Raw genomic sequence first — 25,213 nt, 5'->3', positions numbered from 1 at the left:
GGAGCCGTCTTCCAGGAGTCCAAAGTGCTGCGTACTCTGTTCAAGTCCTAGATCTAGCGGTTGGGTGTTTCCTCAGGTCAGAGGCCTGATGACTGCCTCCAGGTCAGCAAATGGTCAGCATCAGGCCGGACGCTGTCCGGCTTGCTGACGTGCACCTGCGGCAGGGATCGGCTGCCCCGCCCGGAGCCCTGCTCGGAAGGCTCGATACGCGATCGAGCGCCTTACGCAGCTCTGCGCGGAGAAAAAGAAGACGGCGCCGTCCGTTGCCGAGGCCCGCGGGAACTCGGTCGGCAGACGGTCGCGGAATACGCGAAGCAGTGGCTGCCGGGGCAGCACTGAACTGCGGTGATGGTGTTATGAGCTGGCCCTCGCGGCTCGGTTGGTCCGCGTACGGTCCGGATCTTTCCTGTCCCGTGGCTTCGTGCGCGGGAGGGACTGCGGGCGGCTGGAAGGGCGACGCCTTATGGAAGTCGCGTGGGTGCGCGGTACCACATGGCGCAGGCCGTAACGACCGTCCAGGGGCGTCCAGTCGATCCAGCGACGGGCGTGTTATGCCAGGTCAGGCCTTCACGGTCCGGGGGAGTCCGCACAGTTGGTGAGACCTGTGTGAGAGCGCCGCGACGCTTCCTCGGCCTCCATTGTCGACGGCCGCTCGTCGGCCTCCAACTCGTTCGTCCTCGCCCCGCTCGTTCGTCGCGGGGCTCCGGGCGCTCCAACTGATGTGCAGGACTTGCGGGCCCGGGGTGGTGGCGGACTGGTTGGTCGCGTCGCTGACTTCGGCCGGGCCGGCGTAGTAAAGAAACCGGTCGCCTTCGCCGGGGGGCGGCTGATGGCCACGATCTGCAGGACGTGGTGAGTCCCGCGGCCTCGGCTGCGGTGCTCAGGGTGTGTTCGTGGTCGGCGAAGGTGGCCGGGCTCGGCCGGGTTGTCGCGCGGGCGGCGGCGATCACGCACCCGTCTGCGTCCCGCCGGTCCGGGTGGGAGATGGCGCCGAGTCCTGACAGGGCTCGGGCCTTTCCGTAACTTGCTCCACAACAGACCGAAGCCTGGCTGGTCCGGAGGGAAGTGTCGACATAGTGGGCCGAAGTCCTCTAGCGTTGTCGGTGTACCGTCACGGTCGTCGATGTGACCCGACAGCGCGGCAACCATCGACTTCTCCTGTTTCCGAGCTGTTGCCCCCGCTCGGCGTAGTGGCCTGCTGAAGCACACCCTGCGGGCCGAGGCGGCGACATCCCGCTACGGCATCGGCGCGGCAGCGCGCGCCCCAAGCCTGGCAGCCACCTGTTCAGGAAGGGGATTGCATTGTCATGTTCATGAAAATCAAGGCTCCCGCGCGTTGGCAGGCCATCGGTTCGGCTCTGCTCCTGGTCGCCGCCGCTCTCATCGCGGCCTTGTCCAGCGCGACCCCGGCCTCGGCGCACCCGATCAACCCCTCCGACTTCCAGCAGGTCCAACTGGCCCGCGGAGTCGCGGAGGTCGGTGAGCCGATGTCGCTGGCCGTACTCGCCGACCGGTCGGTGCTGCATACCGCTCGCAACGGGACCGTGCGCCGCACGGACGCGAGCGGCACCACCACGGTGATCGGCAGCATCCCCGTATACGCGCACGACGAGGACGGCCTGCAGGGCATCGGCATCGACCCGGGTTTCGCCACCAACCGGCACATCTACCTCTACTACGCCCCGCCGCTGTCCACACCAGGAGGCGACGCACCGACCACCGGCGGCAACTGGTCGGCGTGGCAGGGTGTCAACCGGCTTTCCCGGTTCACGCTCAACGCCGACTTCACGATCAACCAGTCCAGCAGAGTGGACATTCTCGATGTGGCGGCCGACCGGGGCACCTGCTGCCACGCCGGCGGAGACATCGACTTCGACGCGGCAGGCAACCTGTACCTGTCCACAGGCGACGACACCAACCCGTTCGAGTCCGCCGGATATTCCCCCCTCGACGAGCGGACCAACCGCAACCCGGCGTTCGACGCGCAGCGCACCGCCGCCAACTCCAACGACCTGCGCGGCAAGATCTTACGGATCAAGGTGAACGAGAACGGGTCGTACTCGATCCCGGCAGGCAACCTGTTCCCGCCCGGTACGGCCAGGACCCGGCCGGAGATCTACGCGATGGGCCTGCGCAACCCGTTCCGGATGAGCGTGGACAAGGCCACCGGCGTCGTCTACGTCGGCGACTACGCCCCCGATGCCGGGGCCACCTCGGCGCGCGGGCCGCAGGGCCAGGTCGAGTTCAACCGCGTCACGGGCCCGGGCTTCTATGGCTGGCCCTACTGCACCGGCACGAACACGAGCTCCGAGACGTACGCCGAGTGGGACTTCGCCACCAACACGGGAGGCGCGAAGTACAACTGCTCGGGCGGGCCGACGAACAACTCGTTCCGCAATACCGGCTTGAGCACGCTGCCCCCCGCCAAGGCCGCCTGGATCCGTTACGGCGGCGACGCCGGCAGCCCGCCGGCGTTCGGCAGCGGCTCGGAGTCGCCGATGGCGGGCCCGGTGTACCGATACGACCCCGACGTCAGCTTGCCCACGAAGTTCCCGCAGTCGTTCGACGGGCAGTTCTTCGCCACGGAGTTCGGCCGCGGCTGGATCAAGCCGATCCACCTCAACGCCGACGGCTCCCCGGGGACCATCGACAGCTTCCCTTGGAACGGCAAGCAGGTGATCGACTCGGCGTTCGGCCCGGACGGCTCCTACTACGTGCTGGACTACGGCTCCGGGTGGTACCAGGGCGACCAAAACTCTGCCCTTTACCGCTTCGACTACGTCGGCGGCGGCAACCGGGCGCCCACGGCGATGGCCGGCGCCAACCGGACCTCCGGCACGGCTCCGCTGACCGTGACCTTCTCCTCAGCCGGCTCATCCGACCCTGACGGTGGGGCACTGACCTATGCCTGGAGCTTCGGTGATGGCACCAGCTCCACCGTCGCCAACCCGACGAAGACGTACAACACAAACGGGGACTACACGGCCACGCTGACCGTGCGCGACCCGCAGGGCGCCACCGGCACCGCCGAGGTGCGGATCATCGTCGGCAACACCGCGCCGACCGTGACCATCAACAGCCCCGCCGCGGGGGAGATCTTCGCCTTCGGTGACACCGTGCCGTTCAGTATCACCGTGACGGATCCCGAGGACGGCACCGTCGACTGCGCCAAGGTCAAGCTCACGTACATCGTCGGTCACGACAGCCACGGCCACCCGATCACCTCGAAGACCGGTTGCTCCGGCACGATCACCATCCCGGTCGACGGTGAGCACGACGACGCGGCGAACATCTTCGGGGTCTTCGATGCCGAGTACACCGACAACGCCGGGCTCACCACGCACAAGCAGCACATCCTGCAGCCGAAGCACCGGCAGGCCGAGCACTACAAGACGTCGTCCGGCATCGCCACCCTCGACAAGTCGACCGCCGAGGGCGGCAAGTCCGTCGGTGACATCGAGAACGGCGACTGGATCGCATTCGAGCCGTACAAGCTGAGCAACGCCACGTCGTTCAGCGCCCGGGTGTCGTCAGCCGGCGCGGGCGGCACGTTGCAGGTCCGGGCCGGCTCGCCGACCGGCACCGTCCTCGGCTCCGCCACCGTCCCGGTCACCGGCTCGTGGACGAACTTCACCACCGTGGGCGGCTCGATCTCCGGTGCACCGGCCGGCACCACCAAGCTCTACCTGACCTTCGCCGGCGGCTCCGGATTCCTCTTCGACGTCGACACGTTCACCTTCAATCCCGGCGGCGGCCCGGCACCCGGCGCGGGTCCGGTCGTGGGGCTCGCGAACAAGTGTCTGGATGTTCGTGACGGCGGCTCGGCGGACGGGACGGCGGTGCAGATCTCGTCGTGCACGGGTTCGGCGGGGCAGCGGTGGACGGTGACGCCGGGGTCGACGGTCAAGGCGTTGGGCAAGTGCCTGGATGTCAGCGGCAACAGCACGGCGGACGGGGCGAAGGTCCAGTTGTGGTCCTGCAACGGTGGCGGCAACCAGAACTGGCAGGCGTACCCGGACGGGTCGCTGCGGAACCCGCGGTCGGGCAAGTGCCTGGACGTGTCGGGCGCCAACTCCTCCGACGGCACCCTCGTGCACCTGTGGACCTGCAACGGCGGAGCCAACCAGAAGTGGACCCTGCCCTGATTTCTGTCACCAAGAAGGGAGCGACGGACATGCGCAGACGACCCCGAATGCTGCTTGGCGGGGCGGCCACGGCACTCGCCGCCCTGGCCCTCCTCGTGCAGCCCACACCCGTCAGTGCCGCGGACACGTCCTACGACGTCCTCGTCTTCTCCAAGACGGCCGGTTTCCGGCACGACTCGATCCCGGCAGGGATCCAGGCCATCCGCGACCTCGGCGCGGCGAACAGTTTCACGGTGACGGCCACGGAGGACGGCAACCACTTCACCACCGGCAACCTGAGCCGTTACGAGACGGTGATCTTCCTCAACACCACCGGCGACGTCCTGAACGACGCCCAGCAGTCGGCGTTCCAGTCGTACATCAGCTCAGGCGGCGGCTTCGTCGGCGTCCACTCGGCCGCGGACACGGAGTACAACTGGCCGTTCTACGGCGACCTGGTCGGCGCCTACTTCGCCTCGCACCCCGCTGTCCAGCAGGCCAACGTCAAGGTGGAGGGGCGGGCGCACGCGGCGACCGCCCACCTGCCGCAGACATGGACCCGCACCGATGAGTGGTACAACTTCCGGACCAACCCCCGTACCACCGCGCGCGTGCTCACCACGCTGGACGAGTCGTCGTACTCGGGCGGCTCGATGGGCGCCGACCACCCGCACACCTGGTGCAAGAGCTACTCGGGAGGCCGGTCCTTCTACACCGGCGGCGGGCACAGCCAGGCGTCGTACGCGGAGCCGGCGTTCCGGGCGCACCTGCTCGGCGGCATCCGGTACGCGGCAGGCCGGACCAAGGCCGACTGCCGGCCCGAGACCGGCTACACGACCCTCTACAACGGCTCGACCACCGGCTGGTCGCAGGCCGGCCCGGGCGGCTTCACCAACGCGGACGCCACCCTCGCCTCGTACGGCGGCCTGGGCATGCTCTGGTACAGCGCCCGGCAGTTCACCAACTACTCGCTGAAGCTGGACTGGAAGATGCCCGGCGACGACAACTCCGGCGTGATCGTGGGCTTCCCACCGTCGAGCGACCCGCAGTCGGCACTGAACAACGGCTACGAGGTCCAGATCGACGCGACCGACGTGCCTGACCGCACGACTGGCTCGATCTACGCCGTCAAGGCCCCGGACACGGCTGCCCGGGACGCGGCGCTCAACCCCCCGGGCGAGTGGAACGCCTTCGAGTTGCTGGTGGAGGGCGAGCGGCTCCAGGTCTGGCTCAATGGCGTGAAGATCAATGACTTCACCAACACCGACCCCGCCCGCTCGCTCGCCGGCCACGTCGGCATCCAGAATCACGGCACGGGGGACGACGTGTCGTTCCGCAACGTCCGGATCAAGGAGCTGGGCGGCAGCCCGCCACCCACCCCCGACGCGGGTCCGGTCGTGGGGCTCGCGAACAAGTGTCTGGACGTCCGCAACGGCGGCTCGGCGGACGGGACGGCGGTGCAGATCTCGTCGTGCACGGGTTCGGCGGGGCAGCGGTGGACGGTGACGCCGGGGTCGACGGTCAAGGCGTTGGGCAAGTGCCTGGATGTCAGCGGCAACAGCATGGCGGACGGGGCGAAGGTCCAGTTGTGGTCCTGCAACGGTGGCGGCAACCAGAACTGGCAGGCGTACCCGGACGGGTCGCTGCGGAACCCGCGGTCGGGCAAGTGCCTGGACGTGTCGGGCGCCAACTCCTCCGACGGCACCCTCGTGCACCTGTGGACCTGCAACGGCGGAGCCAACCAGAAGTGGACCCAGCCCTGAGCTGACACGGCACGACGGAAGGGCCACCTGCCACTGTGCGGTGGCCCTTCCGAGTTCTATGAACGAACACTGAGTCGACCGACGGCCAGGTCGGTGTGCAGCTTTCTCTGTTCGGCAGGCAGAAGGACGGCTCCGCCGCTCAACGACGCCTCCACTGCCGGTGGGTGCCGCTGTGGCAGGACCAGAGGCTGGGTCTGGGTGCCGTTGGTGGTGCCGGCGCCGAGGACGGTCAGGCAGCGGCCGGACTGCGCGCCCACGACGGGGCGCTCTGCCCGGTCTCGATCGGTGCCGCCACCGCGGTGGCACCGACGCCGATCAGCACCCGGGCGGCGCCCAGCGCGGCCAGCCGTCCGTACCGGCGGGCCGGGGTGTCCGAAACACCAGGACGGTTCCTCACCTGCTCGTAGGGAGGGATGCCCGGCGCGCGACCGCGCGCCGGGCATCCCGTTCGGACGGGCTATACGGCGGTGAACCGCCACTGTTGGTTGGTGCCGCTGTGGCAGCTCCATTGCAGGAGCCGTGCGCCGTCGGCCGTCGAGCCGCCGTTGACGTCGACGCACAGTCCACTGGGGAGGCTTTTCACCGTGTACACACCCGCCGTGGTGGTCGGTGTGACGAGGAACTTCTGCGCGTTGCCGTTGTCGCAGGTGGACTGCTGCAGGAACGCGCCCTGAGTGGTGGACCCTCCCGTGACGGCGAGGCACTTGCCGCTGTGCAGCGCCTTCAGGTGGACGGCGCCGCCACCGGCGTCGACGGCCTGCCACTTCTGGTTGCTGCCGCCGGTCGCCGGCCACTGGACGATCTGGGCGCCGTCAGCGGTCGAGGCGTCGCTGACGTCCATGAACTTGCCGCTGTGCTGCGCCGCGACCGTCCAGGTCCGACCGGCCACGCCGCCGCCGCCCGGTTCGCCGACCCCGTTGCCGCCGAAGGTGAGCGAGTCGAGGTCGAACCAGTTGTTCGAGGTGCCCTTGAACACCAGGTAGAGCTGGTGCGAGCCGGAGAGATCGGCGGTGTTCACCGCCGACGTGGACTGGTAGTTGTTCCAGCCGCCGGTGCTCGGCACCGGTGTCGTGGCCAGGAGCGTGCCGGTCGGGGAGTCGGCGCGCAGTTCGATCGATCCGCCGCCGCTCGGCGACGACAGGCGGTAGCGCACGCTCGTGATGCCAGACAGGCTCATCGGTTTGAACGCGATCCAGTCGCCGTCGGAGATGTCGCCGACCCGCTTGCCGCTCTCCGCGCCGGCCTGCTCGACGATCTGCACACCCGACTGGTCCGTGTAGAACTCGGCCTGCTTGTGCTTGGGCTGGAGGATCGCTTGGGCGTAGCCGGTGAGCGGGTTCGCACCGCCGGGGCCGCCGTCGTCGGTGTAGCGGGCGTTGAGGACGTAGTACAGGTTGGCGCCCTCGGGGTGCCCGCCCAGCAGCGACGTGTCGATGGTGCCCGAGCACCCTGGATGGTCCGTGGTCTCATGCTGGTGGTCGTCGTGGCCGAGGGCGGGGTTGACGAACACCTTGGCGCAGTCGACGGGCGCGCCGCCGGGGTCCGAGACGGACACCTTGTACGGGACGCGGTCGCCGAAGTCCAGCATGCCGCCGTTGGACGGAATGGTGAGGGTGACGATCGGTGCGGTGTTGCCCACGGTGATCGGCACGTTGGCGAAGGCCGTCCTGCCGGTGTTGTCGGTGACCTTGAGCTGGGCGGTGTAGTTGCCGTTGGTGGTGTAGGTGTGTGACGGGTTGGCCGCCGTGGACGTGGTGCCGTCGCCGAACGTCCAGTGGTAGCTGAGCGTGCTGCCGGGATCCGGGTCCGTGGAACCCGCGCTGCTGAACTGCACGTTCAGTGGCGCGTCCCCGTTGGTGGGCGTTCCGGTGGCTTTGGCGATCGGCGACCGTCCGCCGTGGTTGTAGTCGATGCGGTAGAGACCCGAGTCGTTGTTGCCACCGGAGAAGTTGTTGCCCCATTCGAGCAGGTACAGCGAGCCGTCGGGCCCGAACTCCATGTCCATCGGCTTGAGGAACTTGGCGGCGGGCATGAAGGGGTTGGTCCGGGTGACGGCGGTCGCGGAGTCGAAGTGGACCTCCTTGACGGAGTGGCGCGACCACTCGTAGAAGAAGTGGACCCCGTCGTAGTAGGGCGGGAACTTCGTCTCGGACGGGTTCGCGGCGTTGTAGCGGTAGACCGGTCCGCCCATCGGCCCCGAGCCGCCGGAGCCGAGTTCGGGGAAGTTCGGTGAGACGCCGTAGCCGTACCACATGTTCGGCGCGACGATCGGCTTGAGGCTGGTCAGGCCGGTGTTGTTCGGTGAGTTGTTGACCGGCGCGTTGCAGTTGAACTTGGGGCCGACGACGCGGGTGTCCGGGTTGTAGGGCGCGTAGGCCTGGTTGTCGCCGTGGCAGAAGGGCCAGCCGTAGTTGCCCGGGGACTTGATGACATTGAGTTCGACGAGCCCTTCGGGGCCGCGGTTGGTCGTGGGCGGGTTGCGGTCCGGGCCGTAGTCGGCAAGGTAGACCCACCCGTTCTCCGGGTCGATCGAGAAGCGGAACGGGTTGCGGAAGCCCATCGCGTAGATCTCCGGCCGGGTCTGCGCCGTGCCCTGCGGGTAGAGGTTGCCGGCCGGGACGGTGTAGCCGCCGCCCGCCGACGGCCGGATGCGCAGGAGCTTGCCCCTCAGGTCGTTGGTGTTGCCGGCGGTGCGGGCGGCGTCGAGGTTGGCCTTGCCCGGCCGCCAGTCCAGCGGGGCGTAGCCCTGCCAGTTGGAGTCGAGGTTCGGCGGGACGTCGTCCCCGGTGCCGATGTAGAGGTTCTTGTCGGGGCCGAACTCGATGTACCCGCCCGTGTGTCCGGGCTCGGCGAACGTGCGGTCCCGGGTCGCGGGGATGTCGATGATCGTCACCTGGCTCGACAGGTTCAGGGTGTCGCCGGTGAGCGTGAACCGGGAGACCCGGTTGATGTCGTTCGGGACTCCGGCCGGGGAGTGATACAGGTACACGTAGCCGTTGTCGGCGAAGTCGGGGTCGAGCGCCAGTCCGGTGAGGCCGTCCTCGCCGCCGGTGTAGACGCTGAGCGTGCCGGCTGTCACAGTCCTGTTCGTGGTCGGTTTGAAGATCTTCACCTGCCCGCCCCGTTGGACGTAGAGCACCCGCCCGTCCGGGGCGACCGCGAGGGCCATCGGGTCCGTGGTGTTGTCGTCGAGGGTGCGCTTCTCGAAGTTGCTCCACACGGTGCCGCCGCAGTCGCCGGGCTCCTTGCCGGCCGCCCACTTGACGCCCCCGAGGACGTGGTTGCGGAAATGGGTCTCGCTGTAGGCCGCGCTGCTGTGCCCCATGGCGGTGGCCCACACGCGGCCGCCGCCGCTGTTGCGGCACCAGGAGATGGGGTGGTCCGGCCCCATGGCGCGCGGGCCCGGGTTGTACGTGCGCTCGTCCGCGGTGACCAGGACATGGACGTCGCCGCGGGGGTTGCGGTCGAAGTTGTACCACTCCTCGCTGCGGTTCCAGCGGTCCGGCAGGCCGGCCGTCGACGGGTGCTTCTTGTCCGCGACGATGGCGGTGCCGGGCAGCACGCCGGGGGAGTGTTCCGGCATGTGTGCGCCGCCGTTGATGGTCTGGTCCCACCACGGGTACTCGTTCTCGACGCCCATGTCTGTGGCGTTGTGGATCGCGACGATGCCCTTGCCGCTGGCGAGGTAGCCCTCCACCGCCTGACGTTGGGCGGCCGTGGTCCACACCATGCCCGAGGTCTGGAACATGATGAGCACGTCGAAGGTGGCGAGGTTTTCCGGGGTGAAAACGCTCGAGTCCTCGCTGTGGACCAACTCGAAGTCGTTGGCCGCCGCCTGCTCCCGAAGCATCGTGAGGCCGGCGGGGATCGAATCGTGCCGGTAGCCGGCTGTCTTCGTGAAGACCAGGGATCGGAAGGCCGGCGCAGCTGACGCCGGTTGGGCGATGACGAGCGACAGGAGCACGCTCGCGATCGCCCCGAAGATTAATATGATGCGACGCATGCCGTCTCCTATTTCGGCGGAGCAACGATGGCATGACCACGGACACGCTCCGGCCGCACCTTTGATGCGCCGGAGTGCCTGAGCGCGTCGTAGGCACGCGTGCGCCGTCAGCTCGTCGTCCCGTCCGCTGTGACGGGCAGTCAAGTCCCTACGAGGAGAGGGGGCGTCGCACCAGATGCGACCGTCTCCCGTGGTCTGCCGGTCAGCATGCAGCGGCCTATCGCAACAGTCAATATGGTTCGGGTGCGGTCGATTCCATAACACATTTTGCGCAGCAATCGCCGTGGTTCGGCGCGCGACTGTCGTCGGGCCGATTCCATAACACATTTTGCGAATCATTCTTCGTGGGTCGGCGCGCGACTGCGGACGGGCCGATTCGATAACAGATTTTGGCATATCAACCGCTGATGTCTGCTGGTATTGCCAGGCACTCATCCAGGCATTTACCCTCGGGGCGGCGATGTCGCCATCGCGTCCGGTGAAAGTTGGCGGCTATTCGACCTGACGACGCGAATGCAGAGGTTCCCACGATGTCTGGCCTGCTGCCCTCACCGCTGCTCGCTCTGCGAGGCATCGGCAAGTCGTTCCTCGGCGTGCGGGTGCTCGACGGCGTCGACCTCCAGGTCGGGCCGGGCGAGGTGCACGCGGTCGTCGGCGAGAACGGCGCCGGCAAGTCCACGCTGATGAAGGTGGTGTCCGGCGTCCACCAGCCCGACGAGGGAACGGTCGAGTTCGCCGGCGCACCGCGGACGTTCCGCAGCCCGCGCGAGGCCCGACAGGCCGGTATCGGCATCGTCCACCAGGAACTGACCCTGCTGCCCGAGCGCACCGTCGCGGAGAACGTCTGTCTGGGCCGCGAGCCCCTGCGCCGCGGGCTCGTCGACCGTAGGGCGATGCTCAGCCACACCGCGGAGCTCCTCGCCTCGGTCGGGGAGGGCTCGTTACCGCCCGACACGCGCGTGGGACGACTCGGCGTGGCGCAACAACAGGTGGTCGAGATCGTCAAGGCGCTCGCCCTCGACGCGCGGCTGCTCATCATGGACGAACCCACCGCGGCTCTCGCCGACCACGAAGTCGACCAGCTCTACGCGCTCGTACGGCGGCTGCAGGACAACGGGATAGGCGTGCTGTACGTCTCGCACCGCCTCAAGGAGGTCTTCGACCTGTCCAGCCGGATCACCGTGCTCAAGGACGGCCGTGCGGTGGCCACCTTGGACACCGCGGACACCAGCGCCGATCAGCTGGTGCGCCACATGGTCGGCCGTGAGCTGTCGAGCTACTACCCCGCCCCGGCGAAGCCGCAGGAGCTGGGCCCGGTGCGGCTGACTGTCCGGGGCGGAGGAAACCGGAAGCTGCGCGGCATCGACCTACGGCTGCGCGCCGGCGAGGTGCTCGGCGTCGGCGGCCTGCAGGGTTCCGGCCGGTCGGCGTTGGCCCGCGCACTGTTCGGCGCCGCACCGTTCAGCACCGGCCAGGTGACCCTCGACGGAGCGCCGGTCCGGCTGCGCTCGCCCCGCGCCGCGATACGGGCCGGTATCGCCTACGTCTCCGAGGACCGCAAGGGCGAGGGGATCGTCGCCGACCAGTCGGTGCTCGACAACGCGCTGTTGGCCGGCCGCGCCGTCCGTCCGGGCCCGGTCGGCCGCGGTGCCCGGACCGCGCGGGTCCGGGAGTTGCTCGCGGCCGTCGAGCTTCGCGCTGCGGGAGAGGACCAGGAGATCCGTTTCCTGTCCGGGGGCAACCAGCAGAAGGTCGTGTTGGCCAGGTGGCTCGCGCTCGCCCCGAGGATCCTGCTCTTCGACGAGCCGACCCGGGGCATCGACGTGGGCGCCAAGTCGGCGATCCACGATCTCGTCCGCCGGCTGGCCCGCGACGGCGCCGCCGTGCTGATGGTCTCGTCCGAGCTGCCCGAGCTGCTCGGCATGAGCGACCGGATCATCGTCATGCGCGACGGCCGGATCGCCGGCGAGCTACCCGCCGGCGCGACGGAGGAGGACGTCGTCGCCCTGGCGGTCGGCACCGTGCGGGAGGAGGCCGGATGAGCGGCGCGCTGTCCCCGCCGGCCCGGTGGACCCCGCCCGGCGTGTTCGTCGCCCTGGTCCTCACCCTGGCGATCGGCTGGCTCATCGTCACGGTCGACGGCGGCCGGCTGTTCAGCGTGGCGACGACGGTGAGCCTGCTGCACGTCGCGGCCGTTCTGGGCCTCGTCGCGGTCGGCCAGACGCTGGTCGTCGTCGGGGGCTCGCTGGATCTGTCCGTGGCGTACGTGGTCAGCCTGAGCACCCTCGTCGCCGCCGAGACCATGGCCGGTGACGACGGTGCGCTGCTGCCGGGGATCGGCCTGACGCTCGCCGTCAGCGCCACGATCGGCCTCGTCAACGGATTGCTCGTCACCACAGTGCGGATCAACCCCTTCATCGCGACCGTCGGTGTCGGACTGCTGCTGAAGGGATACCTCGACAACGGATACGACGGCCCGGCCGGCAAGACCGCACCCGCCCTGGTGCAGGGCCTGGGGTACCAGCGCATCGGCCCGGTGCCGCTGTCGTTCCTGCTGCTCCTCGCCGTCGCCGCCGCGGCCTGGTTCGTGCTGGCGCGCACCCGCTTCGGCCACCACCTGATCGCCGTGGGCGGTGACCCGGAGGTCGCCCGGCTCTCCGGCGTGCGGAACAGCCGGGTCCTCGTCACCGCCCATGTGCTGTGCGCCCTCTGCGCCGGCCTCGCCGGGATCTACCTCGCCAGTCGTCTCGGCGCCGGCGCACCGAGGGTCGGCACCGAGGGACTGTACGACCTGGAGTCGATCGCCGCGGTGGTGCTCGGCGGCACCGCCCTGGCCGGCGGGCGCGGCGGCGTTGTCGGCACGGTCGGCGGCGTGCTGCTGCTCGCGAGTATCGACGCCATCTTCAACCAGCTCGAGGTCGACGTGTTCTTCAAGCAGGTGATCCGCGGCGTGATCATCATCGCGGCGGTCGCCGTCTACGCCCGCCGGGCGATGCGAAAGGCGTCATAGCATGCAGATCGCGCGTCCACTGCGGCTCCTTGAGTTCCGCTCCGGCAGTCTCGCACCGATCCTCGTGATCCTGGCGGTGTTGCTGGTTCTGCTGACCGCCCGCCAACCGGACTTCCTCTCGCCGCCGTCGCTGATGTCGTTCCTCGGCCGCTCCGCGCCGGTCGTCCTGCTCGCCGCCGGCCAGTACTTCGTGATCGTCTCCGGCGAGTTGGACCTGTCCGTCGGCTCTCTGGTCACCGCGCAGGTGGTCATCGCCGCCCGGCTGATCGACGGCGATCCGTCGGCCGGCTGGCCTGTCGTCGTGCTCCTGCTCGCGTTCGGCGTCGCCGTCGGCCTCGTCAACGGCCTCGTCACCACGCGGCTGCGGGTGCCGTCGTTCATCACGACCCTCGGGATGTTCCTGATCCTCGTCGGTGCCGTGTACCTGTGGTCCGACGGTGCCCCGAAGGGCGGCCTCTCCGAGGAGTTCCGCCGGCTCGGCCGGTCGGCGTTCGAGGACGTGCCCGCGCTGGGCCGGATACCGTACGCCCTGGTCATCCTGGTGGCGGCGGCCGCTCTGGCGCTGGTGCTGACGCGTTCGGACTTCGGCCGCACCCTGGTCGCCGTCGGCGGCAACCCGCGGACCGCCGAGCTGAGCGGCGTGCGTGTGTGGCGCGCCAAGACCATGGCGTTCGTCCTCAGCGGACTCGCCGCCACGCTCGCGGCGGTCCTGATCGGCGGGTACAGCGGAGTGTCGTTCCAGGCCGGTGCCGGCCTGGAGTTCGGCGCGATCACCGCGGCGGTCCTCGGCGGTGTCGCTCTGGGCGGGGGCCGCGGTTCGGTCGTCGGCGCGATGCTGGGCGCGCTGACCCTCGAGACGCTCTTCACGCTCATGAACTTCTACGGCGTCTCCGGCGCCCTCAAACCGACCGTCCAGGGCGCGATCATTCTGCTCGCCGTGGCGGCGGCGTCCTTCCGTCTCCCGTCCAGATGAAGGGGATCCAGTGAGGCACTCCATGACGGTGCTGGCCGTGAGCACCTTGCTGGTGCTGGCCGGCTGCGCCACCGACGAGCCCACCACCCGCGCATCGGGTTCGCCCTCCGCGGGCACCGGGTCGGGCACCGGGAAGCAGTCGAAGTTCTTCGTGCGGGCCGACTACGACAAGCAGCTCGCGCTGCTGGACGCCGCGCCCACCGGGCCGGCCGGCAAGCCCTGGGAACAGGCGCTCAACCCGGCGATGGTGGAGACCGCGAGGTTCAAGAAGCCCGGACCGCACAAGATCTGCTTCTCCAACGCGGGGCTGAACAACCCCTGGCGCCAGGTCGGTTTCAAGACCATGCAGGCCGAGGTCGACACGCACCGTGGCCGGATCTCCGATTTCGTCCACGTCGATGCCGAAGGCAAGGACCAGAAGCAGATCGCCGACATCAACGACCTGCTCGGCAAGGGCTGCCACGCGCTCATCGTCTCGCCGAACACCACCGCGACGCTCACCCCGGCCGTGGAGGCCGCCTGCCGGAAGGGTCTGCCGGTCATCGTCTTCGACCGCGGCGTCGACACGACCTGCCCGGTGACGTTCATCAACCCGATCGGCGGCTACGGATTCGGCCACGTCGCGGCGGAGTTCGTCACCCAGAAGATGAAGCGGGGCGGCAAGGTGCTCGCGCTGCGTATCCTGCCTGGCGTCGACGTGCTGGAGACCCGTTGGTCCGCGGCGAAGGTCGCCTTCGACAAGGCGGGCGTCGACGTCGTCGGCGTCGAGTTCACCGACGGCGACCCGGCCAAGACCAAGAAGATCGTCAACGACTACATCCAGCGGCACGGCACGATCGACGGCGTCTGGATGGACGCCGGGGCGGTCGCGGGCGCGGCGGTCGAGGCGTTCGAGGACGCCGGCAAGCCCGTGCCGCCGATCAACGGGGAGGACCAGCTCGACTTCCTGAAGCTGTGGAAGGACAAGAAGCTCACGGCGATCGCCCCGACGTACCCGACCTACCAGTGGCGCACCCCGATCATCGCCGCGCTGAAGATCCTCGACGGCGAGCAGGTTCCGAGCCCGTGGAAGCTGCCGCAGCCGACCATCACCGAGGACAATCTGGACGAGTACGTCGACCCCGCCATGCCGCCGCTGCACTACGCGATGTGTGGCTGCACGGACCTGCCCGGTTACCCGCGGCGCTGGAAGTAGTGCGGTGTACACCATCGGTGTCAACCCGTGGGTCTGGGCCTCGCCGGTCGACGACGCGGCCATGGCCGAACTGGTGCCGCGGATCGCCGCGTTCGGTTTCGACGCGGTCGAGCTGCCGATCGAGCAACCCGGCGACTGGGACCCGGCCCGCACCCGGGACCTGCTGGCGGCGCACGGCCTGCGTGCGGTCGGCGTCTGTGCGGTCACCTCGCCCGGACGTGATCTTGTGAACGCCCCGCCGGAGGCCGTCGCCTCCACCGTGGCGTACCTGAAGGCGTGTGTGGACAGTGCGGTGGCCGTCGGCGCGCCCTGCGTCGGCGGCCCGGTCTACGCCGCGGTGGGGCGGACCTGGCGCATGTCACCGGTGGAGCGCGCGGCCTGCTACGCGGACGTCCGCCGCGCCCTGCGGCCAGTGGCCGACCACGCGGGGGAGCGGGGCGTGAGCATCGGTGTGGAGGCCCTCAACCGCTATGAGACGAGCGTCGTCAACACGGTCGAGCAGGCGGTGGAGCTGATCGACGGCCTGCCCGCGAACGTCGGTCTCATGATCGACACCTATCACATGAACATCGAGGAGGCCGACCCCTACGAGGCGCTCGTCACGGCTGGTCCGCACCTCAAGCACGTCCAGGTCAGCGGCACCGACCGCGGCGCCCCGGGCGCCGACCACTTCGACTGGCCACGCTTCCTCGCCGGCCTGGTCACGACCGGCTACGGCGGCGCGGTGTGCATCGAGTCGTTCACCGCGCAGAACGAGGCCATCGCCACCGCCGCCTCGATCTGGCGGCCGCTTGCCCCGTCGCAGGACACCCTCGCCCGTGACGGGCTGTCCTACCTCCGAACTGTCCTCCGTGGACTGGAAAGCGCTCCCTTGACCGGGTCATAGGGGGCGCGCCCGCACGCCGAGCACCCCGGTCGCGCCGTCATCCCCTTCTGCCCGGGAACCCCACAAGGAGAAAAGGTGTTCACAACTCTCAGAATACGAAGGCGGCTGCTGGCCGGAGCCGCCACAGCCGGTCTGACCGCGACCGCCGTCATGGCGTTCCCCCCGCCCGCGTCCGCAGCTCCCCTCACTCTGTATGTCTCGCCGTCCGGCACCGGCACCGACTGTTCCAGCGCGCAGCCGTGCTCACTGACAGCCGCGCAGGCGGCGGTGCGATCGCTCAACGACGCCATGTCGGACGACATCGTGGTGCAGTTGGCCGACGGTGTGTACCGGCTGGCCCAACCCTTGCGGCTGACGGCGGAGGACTCCGGCTCAGGCGGTCACACGGTCATGTGGCGGGCCGCCCCGTCGGCGCGTCCGGTGATCACCGGTGCCCGGGCGGTCACCGGCTGGTCGGTGGCCGACGCGGCCAAGAACATCTGGAAGGCCGACGTGCCCGCCGGCCTCGATACCCGGCAGCTCTATGTCGACGGCGCCGTCGCCACCCGGGCACGCACACAGGTGAACAGGGCCGATTTCACGGCCTCCAGCGCCGGAATGAGGTTCTCGAGCGGTGCGCTGAGCTATCTGAACAACCTGGCCGACCAGAGCCGGGTCGAGGTGGAGAGCGTCAACTCCTTCACCGACCGGTACTCGCCGGTGCAGAGCATCAGTGCGAACTTCATCACGATGCAGCAGCCGGCGTGGAACAACAACAACTTCGGCTACGACACCCTGATGCGGCCGCACCGGGCCGGTCCGTTCTACCTGTCCAACGCGTACGAGTTCCTGGACTCGCCCGGCGAGTGGTACCTCAACCCCACGGCCGGAGCCCTGTACTACATCCCCCGGGCCGGGCAGAACATGAGCACCGCCAGCGTGGAACTGCCGAGGCTGCAGTCGCTGGTGAGCGTCGGGGGCACGTACGGCGAGCCGGCGCACCACGTCACGTTCAGCGGGATCACCTTCACCGGTACGAGCTGGCTGGGCCCCAGCAGCAACCAGGGTTACGTAGACCAGCAGACCGGCGCGTACATCTCCGGCAACTGGAACTGGCCGAGCTTCGACTCCTGCCACAACGGCTGCACACAGTTCGAGGCGGCCCGGCCGCACTGGCAGCAGATGCCGGCCGCCGTGCAGATCTCCGCCGCCAACACCATCACCTTCAGCGACTCCCGGTTCGTCAACCTGGGCCAGACGGCCATCGGTATTGGCAACGACGCGGGCGCGCACGCCAGCGGCGTCGGCCTGGGCGCCCGCGACATCACGGTGACCCGGTCGGAGATCGCCCGGAGCTCAGCGGGCGGCATCCTCGTGGGCGGCGTGCGCGCCGACGCCCACCACCCCAGCGACCAACGCATGGTCAACAGGGACATCACGATCAGCAACAACCGTATCCACGACCTCGGGGCGGACTACCGGGGCATCGTCTCCGTCCTGACCACGTACGTCACCAACAGCACCGTCGCTCAGAACGAGGTCTACAACATGCCGTACTCCGGCATGTCGATCGGGTACGGCTGGGGCGCCAACGACGCGGGCGGCAGCAACCACTATGCCAACCGCGGCCTGTACAACTACCAGCCGCGCTACACGACGCCGACCACCGCGTCCAACAACCGGCTCATCGGCAACTACATCCACGATGTCATGCAGCAGATGAACGACGGCGGCTGCATCTACACCCTCGGATGGAACCCGAGCGCGCAGATCAGCAGGAACCACTGCCTGCGGACCAACGGATACTTCGGGGTGTACTTCGACGAGGGCTCGAAGTACTACACAGCCACCAACAATGTCTTCTCGAACACCGGTACGTGGGCGACGGCCAACTACTGGGGTGGCGAGAACATGGGGAACTGGACCGTCACCAACAACTGGTCGACCAACGGCAGCACGAACATCACCAACGGTGACCGCGGCAACGTGGTCTCCGGCAATGTCACGGTCACCAATGGCAACTGGCCTTCCGGTGCCCAGGACGTGATGGCGTCCGCCGGACCGCAGGGCAGCACCCCGCCGCCCACGGGTCAGCAGATCGTGGGCGCGCAGTCGGGCCGCTGCCTGACCGTCCCCGGCGCCGGCACCACCAACGGCACCCAGACCCAACTCTGGGACTGCACCGGCGCGGTCGGCCAGACCTGGACCTACACTGCCGGCAAACAACTGACCGTCCACGGCGACAAGTGCCTCGACGCCAGCGGACGCGGCACGACCAACGGCACCGCCGTCATCATCTGGGACTGCAACGGCCAGAACAACCAACAGTGGAACGTCAACCCCGACGGCACCATCACCGGCGTCCAGTCCGGACTGTGCCTCGACGCCAACGCCGGCGCCACCGCCAACGGCACCAGGACCACCCTCTGGTCCTGCAACGGCGGCAGCAACCAGCAGTGGGCACTGCGATAGGGGAATACATCGGCCTCGCTCGCGACAGGACCCGTCCGTCGCGAGCGAGGCTCGCCTCTAACGCCGTAGCAGGGTCGGCTCTCCCGGCCCGCTGCGGCGCACCACCCACGCGTCAGTGATGTGGGTGAACATCGCCTCGGCCGCACCCTTGGGGTCGTGCGCTGCGATCCGCTCGTAGATGCGCCGATGGCCGTGGTTGGACGCGACGCAGAAGGCGCGGCCGGTTCGGCCCATGTAACGGGCCGAGTCGATGACCTGGCGCTCCAGCGAGCGGACCACGGCACGGCCGATGCGGTTCCCCGACGCCTGCATGACGGTGTCGTGGAACGCCCGGTCCTCTTCGTGGTACGAGGCGGGGTCGTCGACGAGCTCGTCCATCCGCTCCACCAGACTGCGCAGTTGGTCGATCACCTCGGCGTTCGCCAGGCGGGCGGCGACGTTGGCCATGTCGGACTCCAGCGCGCGGCGGGTCGCGACGAGGTGATCGAGAATGGCCAGGCTCTCGTCCTCGGCGATGGTCGCGCCGAGGACCAGCTCGTCAAGCATGTTCCACATCGCCGGCGGGGTAACCATCGTGCCGGCGCCCTGGCGGACCTGCACCAGCCCCTTCTCCTGAAGTACCTTCACCGCCTCGCGGACCACGGTGCGGCTGACCGAGAAGGTCTCGCAGAGCACCGGCTCGGGGGGGAGCGGCGAACCGGACGGATGGACTCCACGGACGATCCGCTCCACCAGCTCAGCCGTGACCGCGGCGGCGAGGTTCGCCGGGCGCCGACTCCAGGCGGGGGCCGCGGAAGCCTCTGCGGATGGCTGCGGTACTGCCGTCATGACACCCCCCGGGGACCCGTGCCCTACCACGGATGCTCGCCAACTATAGGGCATCCGGTTGACGTCATACGTCATACGGGTTACATACGTCATACGAGTTGCGTTCCTCCTCAACCTCAACTGCCGGACAGCCGGCCACCTCAGGAGAGTGGGGCAGCAATGAAGCAGCGAACACTGTGGTCGGCGACCCTGGTTACCGGGCTCCTTGTCTTAGCCGGCTGCGGAAGCGCCTCCGACCCGGATTCGGCGTCCGGTGGTTCGAAGGGCAAGCTCGTCGTCTGGGACTGGAAGTCCGGCGACGCCACAGCGTCCTCGTACGTCAAGAAGGCCAAGGCCGACTTCGCCAAGCAGCATCCCGGCGTGACGGTCGAGTTCGTCGCGCAGCCCTTCGAGCAGTACTACACCCTGCTCGGGGCCGCCATCCAAGCCGGCAAGGGGCCGGACGTCATGCTCTTCAACGGCGGCGGGCAGATCCGTGACCGCGCGGACTCCCTTCTGCCGTTGGACGAGTACGTCCGTGATGACAAGAAGCGGCTCGCCGGGTGGGAGGCCTTCACCAAGGACAGCAAGACCTATGCCGCTCCGGTGACCTTGCAAGGTCACCCGATCTACTACAACAAGTCGCTCTACCGGAAGGCAGGGCTGGACCCGGAGCAGCCGGCCACCAGCTGGGACGAGTTCGTCGCCGACTGCCGGACCATCACCAAGGCGACCGGTGCCAGGTGCTTCGCGCAGGGCAACAAGGAAGGCGTCGGTATCCAGTTCTTCCTGTCCGGACTCGGCTCGGGCGTCCTGTCGCCCACGGAGTACGACGACTGGATCGCCGGCAAACGAGACTGGTCTTCGCCGGCGGTCAAGCGGGTCTTCTCGCTCTGGAAAGAGGCCGACGACAAAGGCCTGAACAACGACGGGGCGAACTCGACGGCGATGTTCAACGACGCGTTCGCGGTGTTCCAGTCCAACAAGGCCGCCCACATCATCGGGTTGATGTCGGACATCGGGCACTGGAAGGACTTCGCCGAATTCCTCGACGCCGACGATGTCGGCGTCATGAAGTCGCCCGTCGTCACGTCCGGTGCCACGCCGAGCCTTCCCTACGACGGCGGCATCGGCTACGCCGTCGCGAAGTGGACCAAGGACCCCAAGGCCGCCGCCGACCTGGTGCGCTCCCTGACCTCGACCGACGCACTGAAGTCGTTCTACGCCGACGCGGGCGCCATCGCGGCCGACCGCACCGTGGACGTCTCGAGCGCCGGCCCGGCCGTCGCCACCATCGTGTCCGAGATCGACCGTGGCAAGCCCGCCCTGCATGTGGCCCTGCCGTCCAAGACGGTGGACCTGATGGGGCGGCTGTCCCAGCAACTGCTGAGCGGATCGGTCACGGTCGACGCGGCGGTCAAGCAGCTGGCGGCGTCCGACCAGGCGGGCTGAGGCCATGTCACCCATTGGTTCGTCGGGCCGCGCTGCTCAAGCAGGGCGGAGCGACGGGGCGCGAGCAGGTGAGGCGGTAGATGGCCGCGGCCCTGCGTCGAAGTCTCCGCGAGTCCGGGGCGGCCGGCACGCCGACCGCCTCGCCCCCTACATCCTGGTCGCTCCCGCTGTCCTGATCATCGTGGTGCTCCGGCTCTGGCCACTGGGACTGGGTGTCAACTTCTCCTTCACCGGTGACGGCGAACGCAACGGCGCCACGGTGGGGTTCGACAACTACGCGGAGCTCATCGACGACCCGCTGTTCCGCACCGCGCTGCGCAACGTCGGACTGCTGGTGCTGTTGCTGCCGGTCGCGGTCGCGATCCCGGGACTGCTCGCCACCTTCATCTATCTGCGGGTGCCAGGACACCCGATCTTCCGGAGCGTCTACTTCTTCCCGGCTGTGCTCTCACCGGTGATCGTCGGCGCGATCTTCAACCTGCTCCTCGCCTTCGACGGTCCGTTGAACGCCGTGCTCGGCGGCTCGGGGCTCGGCCCGGTGGACTGGCTCGGCGATCCCGACGTAGCCATGTTCACCGTCCTCGGCGTGCACATCTGGGCCACGTCAGGGATGGCGCTGGTGGTGTTCCTGGCCGGGTTCTCGACCCTGGACCCCGCGCTCCTGGACGCCGCACGGGTCGACGGCGCCTCGCTCGCGCGGATGATCTGGCACGTCATCATCCCGGGTCTGTCCCGCACCATCCAGTTCGTCGTCGTCACCACGATGATCGGGATGCTGACCTCGATGTTCGGGCTGCTCTACGTCATGACCAGTGGTGGCCCGGAAGGGTCGACCTACCTGCCGGAGTACTACATCTGGGTTCAACAGGGGCAGATGAGCCGCCCGGCGCTCGCGTCGGCCGCGTCCACCTTCCTCTTCCTCATCATGCTGGTCGTGGGCCTCCTTCAGGTCGGCCTGCTGCGCCGGGCGGGGAGGGAGGACTGATGTCCCGCCTGGGACCGAGCAGATGGCTGGTCGCCGTGCCGATGGCGCTCCTCGCCCTGGCGACGATCTACCCGCTGCTGTTCACCGTCAACGTCGCGATGAAGACCCGCCGGGAGTACGTCCTCGACCGGTTCTCCCTGGCAAGCACTCTGAGGTGGGACAACCTCAGCACCGCGTGGAACAGCGACGGCATGGGGCGGTACTTCCTCAACTCCTTGATCGTGGTGACCTGCGCCGTAGCGCTGTTGCTGCTCATCGGGTCCATGGCCGGGTTCGCGCTGGCCCAGGTGCGGTTCCGCGGCTCGTCCGCGCTGACTCTGGTCTGCCTCGCGGCGCTGTTCATCCCGTTCCAGGTGATCATGGTGCCGCTGGCCAGGATCATGGCCGACGGCGGTCTCATCGACACCTATCCGGGGCTGATCCTCGCTTACGTCGCGCAGTTCCTGCCGTTCACCGTCTTCTTGATGACGAGCTACTACCGAGCGGTGCCCACCGAGCTCGTCGACGCCGCACGGATCGACGGCAACACCCTGTACGGCGTCTACCAGCGGATCATGCTGCCGATGGGTGCTCCGGCACTGCTGTCGGTGGGCATCCTCGACGCGCTGTTCTGCTGGAACGACGTGCTCATCTCGCTGCTGATGATGCCGTCGGCCGCCCATCGCACCCTGATGGTGGGCATCACCTCACTGCGCGGCCAGTACTCCGCCGACATCCCCACCTTCGCAGCCGGTGTCCTGATCGCCGGGCTCCCCGTGTTGGTGACCTACCTGTTCCTGCAGCGCCAGATCGCCGACGGCGTGACGGCCGGCGCGACGAAGGGATGACGCATGCGCATCACCGGGTACAGAACCCTGACGACGGCGCAGCGATGGGGTCGACCTGTCGGTGACGCCAACGGCGTCTACGCCGACGGCGTCATGCCGGTGCCGGTCGTCATCGTCGAGACCGATGAGGGGATCACCGGAGTCGGCCTGGGACCGCACGTGGAAGCCGAGGCGATCTTCGCCGCCATCGACGGCCAGGACCCGCGCGCGGTGACCGCCCTCTACGACCGCATGCTGCGGCACACCTTCAAAGCCGGGCATGCCGGCGTGGTGTTCGGCACGATCGGCGCGTTCGACACGGCGTTGTGGGACATCAAGGCACAGGCCGTGGGTGAGCCGCTGTGGCGGTTGCTCGGCGGCAACGACCGCATGGTCCATGCCTACGCCTCCGGCCTGGACATCGGCCTCACCGACGACGAGCTCGTCGCCACCTACCAGGTCTATGCCGAACGCGGGCTGAGGGCGGCGAAGCTCAAGGGAGGCCTGGACATCGAGCGTGACCGGCACCGGCTGTCGCTCGTACGCGAGGTGTTGACCGAGGCTGCCCACGGGACCCGGCCAGGGCTCATGCTGGATGTGAACGAGTCCTGGAGCCGCAAGCAGGCGGTACGCCACGTCGCTGAGCTGGAACGCACACTCGACCTGACCTGGATCGAGGAGCCGGTCCGGCGCTGGGACTCCGACGGCCTCGCCGCTGTCAGCCGTGGCGTACGGACGGCGGTCGCCACGGGGGAGAACCTCACCGGCCTCGAGCAGTTCCGCCCGCTGATCGCGGCCGGAGGCGTCGACATCGTCCAGACGGCCGCCGTCTGGGGAGTCACGCACTTCCTGCGTGTCGCTGCGCTGGCGCACGCCTACGACCTGCCAGTCAGCCCGATCGGCAACACGCCTGTCGCGCTGCTGCACGCCGCGACATCGGTGCCCAACCACCTCGCCAGCGAACTGCAGGGCCTGCAGCCGCCGATCGGCGTCGCGATGGACCTGCACGTCGAGGACGGCGCCTTCGTGCTCGGCGACACGCCGGGCCTGGGCATCCGGATCGACGAAACGGTGATGACCGCGCCCCGTCAGCGAACGGCACACGCACCCGACGGACCGCACATACGGCCGGAGCAGGCCGGCCGGCGGCTGCTCGCGGTCACCCCTGGACCATGCCGATCCACCGCGGAAGGGACGTCAGACACCATGGAGATGGAGGATCGATGAAGGCGGTTGTCCACTGCGGGGCCCGCACTCTCGAGACCGAGAGCCGGGCCGCCGAGGCGCCGGCCCTGGCCAAGGAGTGGGGCGGGCGCGGCGTCAACGTCAACGCCATCGCACCGGGCTGCATCGCCCCGGACAACACCGAGGCGTTACGCGCGGACCCCCAGCGCAACCAGGCGACCCTTGGCCGCCGGATCCCGGCCGGTCGCTGGAGACGCGCCGACGATCTCGCCGGGGCCACGGTGTTCCTCGCCTCCCCGGCGTCGGACCATGTCGACGGCATCGTTCTTCCCGTTGATGGCGGATGGCTGGGGCGATTATGAGCCGCCAAGCATCACCAGCCGGCCGCGCCCGAGTCGATCGTGCGTGCGAACCCGAGGTGGCGACGCGCGCGGCACCTGTGGCGGCCTTGCCCGGGGCAACATGTACGGGCTCGTGATGCGAGCCGGCCGAGCCGACGAGACGAGCCTGGTCGTCGCCGCACAGGCCGGCGATCCACGAGCGCTCGACGACCTGGCCGCGACGTACCTGCCGCTGGTATACGCGATCGTGCGCAGGGCACTGGGTGAGCTTGCGGACGTCGACGACGTGGTGCAGGAGACGATGCTGCGGGCACTTCCTGAGCTGCGCACGCTGCGCGCCCCGGAGTGCTTCCGGCCCTGGCTGGCCACGATCGCGACACGACAGATCAGCACCCATCTGAACCGGCGGCAGGCGGACGCCGAACGGACGGCCTCCCTCGACGAGATGGCCGACCCGCCGGATGCCGACGCCGAGAACCTGGCCCTGATCCACGTCGAGCTGTCCGGCCATGGCCGAAAGACCGTACGCGCCAGTCGATGGCTCGACCCGGACGCCCGGGCGCTGCTGTCGCTGTGGTGGCTGGAGACCGCGGGCCGGCTGACGAGGGCGGAGCTCGCGGCGGCGCTGGGAACGAGCGTGGCTCACGCGGGTGTGCGCGTCCAGCGGATGCGCAACCAGCTGGAGCTGAGCCGGTCACTCGTCGCCGCGCTGGAAGCCAGCCCCCGGTGCCCACAGTTGACCGCCGCGCTGGGGGGCTGGGACGGCGTACCGAGCACGCTGTGGCGTAAGCGCATCACCCGGCACACCCGATCCTGTGCGGACTGCGGCCGGGCCGCCGACGAACTGGTCCCCCTTGAGCGGCTGATCGTCGCCTTGGCGCTGCTCCCCGTCCCGTCGGCGCGGTCGGCGACGGTGCTCGGCAAACCTGCGCTCGCCGGGGCGACCGAGAATGCCGTCGTGGGGGTAGTCGAGTCGGCACCCAGGTCATCTCGTTCGGCGACGGCGCCGTGCTTTTCGGCACTACGGCGACTGCGACTGTTCAAGCAGGCCGCCGATAACGAAAACTGCCGCGATTTACACGCGTCCGCCACTCCAATTCGCCGCCTGAAAACGTTATGAGGGGAGGCCGTCAATAGTCCCGCTTCTCCGGTTAGTTGTACGACGGCTCAGGCCGATATATATGACGATTCCCTCTTGAATAGACCATGGCAATCTGTCAATCTTCTAGTCG

The 25,213-nt window shown here is 68.7% G+C and carries 17 protein-coding genes; 14 read left to right on the top strand and 3 right to left on the bottom strand.

Annotated elements, in window-relative coordinates; all coding sequences use genetic code 11:
• Positions 1 to 1,307 precede the first annotated feature (1,307 nt).
• Both ACFZDA_RS12475 and ACFZDA_RS12470 read left to right on the top strand, forming a co-directional pair.
• Complete coding sequence (locus ACFZDA_RS12475; protein ID WP_391078985.1) at positions 1,308 to 4,145, top strand: RICIN domain-containing protein; 2,838 nt, start codon at positions 1,308 to 1,310, stop codon at positions 4,143 to 4,145.
• 29 nt (positions 4,146 to 4,174) lie between these two features.
• Complete coding sequence (locus ACFZDA_RS12470; RefSeq protein ID WP_391078982.1) at positions 4,175 to 5,887, top strand: ThuA domain-containing protein; 1,713 nt, start codon at positions 4,175 to 4,177, stop codon at positions 5,885 to 5,887.
• 229 nt (positions 5,888 to 6,116) lie between these two features.
• Here ACFZDA_RS12470 and ACFZDA_RS12465 read toward each other — a convergent pair whose 3' ends face one another.
• The gene (locus ACFZDA_RS12465) at positions 6,117 to 6,284 is read right to left on the bottom strand and encodes a hypothetical protein (RefSeq protein ID WP_391078979.1); all 168 of its coding nucleotides are present in this window, start codon (positions 6,282 to 6,284) and stop codon (positions 6,117 to 6,119) included.
• A gap of 60 nt (positions 6,285 to 6,344) precedes the next feature.
• Positions 6,345 to 9,890, bottom strand: a complete 3,546-nt coding sequence (locus tag ACFZDA_RS12460; RefSeq protein WP_391078975.1) for a ThuA domain-containing protein — start codon at positions 9,888 to 9,890, stop codon at positions 6,345 to 6,347.
• 530 nt (positions 9,891 to 10,420) lie between these two features.
• Between ACFZDA_RS12460 and ACFZDA_RS12455 the strand changes: the two genes are divergently transcribed.
• The 6 genes from ACFZDA_RS12455 (at position 10,421) to ACFZDA_RS12430 (ending at position 18,405) form a co-directional block, all read left to right on the top strand.
• Positions 10,421 to 11,932 (top strand): ATP-binding cassette domain-containing protein, encoded by a 1,512-nt coding sequence (locus tag ACFZDA_RS12455; RefSeq protein ID WP_391078971.1) that lies wholly within the window; start codon positions 10,421 to 10,423, stop codon positions 11,930 to 11,932.
• On the top strand, positions 11,929 to 12,900 hold the full coding sequence (locus ACFZDA_RS12450; protein ID WP_391078969.1) for an ABC transporter permease: 972 nt from the start codon (positions 11,929 to 11,931) through the stop codon (positions 12,898 to 12,900). The genes ACFZDA_RS12455 and ACFZDA_RS12450 overlap by 4 nt, the downstream gene beginning before the upstream one ends.
• A gap of 1 nt (position 12,901) precedes the next feature.
• On the top strand, positions 12,902 to 13,873 hold the full coding sequence (locus tag ACFZDA_RS12445) for an ABC transporter permease (RefSeq protein WP_391078966.1): 972 nt from the start codon (positions 12,902 to 12,904) through the stop codon (positions 13,871 to 13,873).
• A 22-nt stretch (positions 13,874 to 13,895) separates the two neighbouring features.
• Positions 13,896 to 15,068 carry a substrate-binding domain-containing protein gene (locus ACFZDA_RS12440; protein ID WP_391078963.1) on the top strand — a complete coding sequence of 391 codons (1,173 nt, stop codon included), beginning with the start codon at positions 13,896 to 13,898 and terminating at the stop codon, positions 15,066 to 15,068.
• A gap of 4 nt (positions 15,069 to 15,072) precedes the next feature.
• Complete coding sequence (locus ACFZDA_RS12435; protein WP_391078961.1) at positions 15,073 to 15,954, top strand: TIM barrel protein; 882 nt, start codon at positions 15,073 to 15,075, stop codon at positions 15,952 to 15,954.
• A gap of 150 nt (positions 15,955 to 16,104) precedes the next feature.
• On the top strand, positions 16,105 to 18,405 hold the full coding sequence (locus ACFZDA_RS12430) for a ricin-type beta-trefoil lectin domain protein (protein WP_391080107.1): 2,301 nt from the start codon (positions 16,105 to 16,107) through the stop codon (positions 18,403 to 18,405).
• A 57-nt stretch (positions 18,406 to 18,462) separates the two neighbouring features.
• On the opposite strand, the gene ACFZDA_RS12425 is transcribed toward ACFZDA_RS12430, so the two are convergent.
• Positions 18,463 to 19,233 (bottom strand): FCD domain-containing protein, encoded by a 771-nt coding sequence (locus tag ACFZDA_RS12425; RefSeq protein ID WP_391078957.1) that lies wholly within the window; start codon positions 19,231 to 19,233, stop codon positions 18,463 to 18,465.
• 159 nt (positions 19,234 to 19,392) lie between these two features.
• Here ACFZDA_RS12425 and ACFZDA_RS12420 point away from each other — a divergent pair, with 159 nt between their 5' ends.
• The 6 genes from ACFZDA_RS12420 (at position 19,393) to ACFZDA_RS12395 (ending at position 25,101) form a co-directional block, all read left to right on the top strand.
• Entirely contained in the window at positions 19,393 to 20,664 is a 1,272-nt protein-coding gene (locus tag ACFZDA_RS12420; protein ID WP_391078954.1) for an extracellular solute-binding protein, read from the top strand.
• 184 nt (positions 20,665 to 20,848) lie between these two features.
• The gene (locus ACFZDA_RS12415; protein ID WP_391080104.1) at positions 20,849 to 21,649 is read left to right on the top strand and encodes an ABC transporter permease subunit; all 801 of its coding nucleotides are present in this window, start codon (positions 20,849 to 20,851) and stop codon (positions 21,647 to 21,649) included.
• Positions 21,649 to 22,476 carry an ABC transporter permease subunit gene (locus ACFZDA_RS12410; protein ID WP_391078951.1) on the top strand — a complete coding sequence of 276 codons (828 nt, stop codon included), beginning with the start codon at positions 21,649 to 21,651 and terminating at the stop codon, positions 22,474 to 22,476. Before ACFZDA_RS12415 ends, ACFZDA_RS12410 begins: the two co-directional genes overlap by 1 nt.
• A gap of 3 nt (positions 22,477 to 22,479) precedes the next feature.
• A complete protein-coding gene (locus tag ACFZDA_RS12405; protein WP_391078949.1) occupies positions 22,480 to 23,682 on the top strand; it encodes an enolase C-terminal domain-like protein in 1,203 nt (400 codons plus the stop codon).
• Positions 23,679 to 24,002 (top strand): SDR family oxidoreductase, encoded by a 324-nt coding sequence (locus ACFZDA_RS12400; protein WP_391078946.1) that lies wholly within the window; start codon positions 23,679 to 23,681, stop codon positions 24,000 to 24,002. Before ACFZDA_RS12405 ends, ACFZDA_RS12400 begins: the two co-directional genes overlap by 4 nt.
• Entirely contained in the window at positions 23,950 to 25,101 is a 1,152-nt protein-coding gene (locus ACFZDA_RS12395; RefSeq protein WP_391078943.1) for a sigma-70 family RNA polymerase sigma factor, read from the top strand. The genes ACFZDA_RS12400 and ACFZDA_RS12395 overlap by 53 nt, the downstream gene beginning before the upstream one ends.
• The last annotated feature ends 112 nt before the right edge of the window (positions 25,102 to 25,213 follow it).

Source organism: Streptomyces sp. NPDC007991 (assembly GCF_042958445.1).
Taxonomy (GTDB): domain Bacteria; phylum Actinomycetota; class Actinomycetes; order Streptomycetales; family Streptomycetaceae; genus Streptomyces.
This window is presented reverse-complemented; position numbering and strand designations above follow the sequence as displayed.

Bases quoted from the DNA above. Each gene is read 5' to 3' on its own strand.
- ACFZDA_RS12475 (WP_391078985.1), top strand. From the start codon at position 1,308: ATGTTCATGAAAATCAAGGCTCCCGCGCGTTGGCAGGCCATCGGTTCG.
- ACFZDA_RS12470 (WP_391078982.1), top strand. From the start codon at position 4,175: ATGCGCAGACGACCCCGAATGCTGCTTGGCGGGGCGGCCACGGCACTC.
- ACFZDA_RS12460 (WP_391078975.1), bottom strand. From the start codon at position 9,890: ATGCGTCGCATCATATTAATCTTCGGGGCGATCGCGAGCGTGCTCCTG.
- ACFZDA_RS12455 (WP_391078971.1), top strand. From the start codon at position 10,421: ATGTCTGGCCTGCTGCCCTCACCGCTGCTCGCTCTGCGAGGCATCGGC.
- ACFZDA_RS12450 (WP_391078969.1), top strand. From the start codon at position 11,929: ATGAGCGGCGCGCTGTCCCCGCCGGCCCGGTGGACCCCGCCCGGCGTG.
- ACFZDA_RS12445 (WP_391078966.1), top strand. From the start codon at position 12,902: ATGCAGATCGCGCGTCCACTGCGGCTCCTTGAGTTCCGCTCCGGCAGT.
- ACFZDA_RS12440 (WP_391078963.1), top strand. From the start codon at position 13,896: ATGACGGTGCTGGCCGTGAGCACCTTGCTGGTGCTGGCCGGCTGCGCC.
- ACFZDA_RS12430 (WP_391080107.1), top strand. From the start codon at position 16,105: ATGGCGTTCCCCCCGCCCGCGTCCGCAGCTCCCCTCACTCTGTATGTC.
- ACFZDA_RS12425 (WP_391078957.1), bottom strand. From the start codon at position 19,233: ATGACGGCAGTACCGCAGCCATCCGCAGAGGCTTCCGCGGCCCCCGCC.
- ACFZDA_RS12420 (WP_391078954.1), top strand. From the start codon at position 19,393: ATGAAGCAGCGAACACTGTGGTCGGCGACCCTGGTTACCGGGCTCCTT.
- ACFZDA_RS12410 (WP_391078951.1), top strand. From the start codon at position 21,649: ATGTCCCGCCTGGGACCGAGCAGATGGCTGGTCGCCGTGCCGATGGCG.
- ACFZDA_RS12405 (WP_391078949.1), top strand. From the start codon at position 22,480: ATGCGCATCACCGGGTACAGAACCCTGACGACGGCGCAGCGATGGGGT.
- ACFZDA_RS12400 (WP_391078946.1), top strand. From the start codon at position 23,679: ATGAAGGCGGTTGTCCACTGCGGGGCCCGCACTCTCGAGACCGAGAGC.
- ACFZDA_RS12395 (WP_391078943.1), top strand. From the start codon at position 23,950: ATGTCGACGGCATCGTTCTTCCCGTTGATGGCGGATGGCTGGGGCGAT.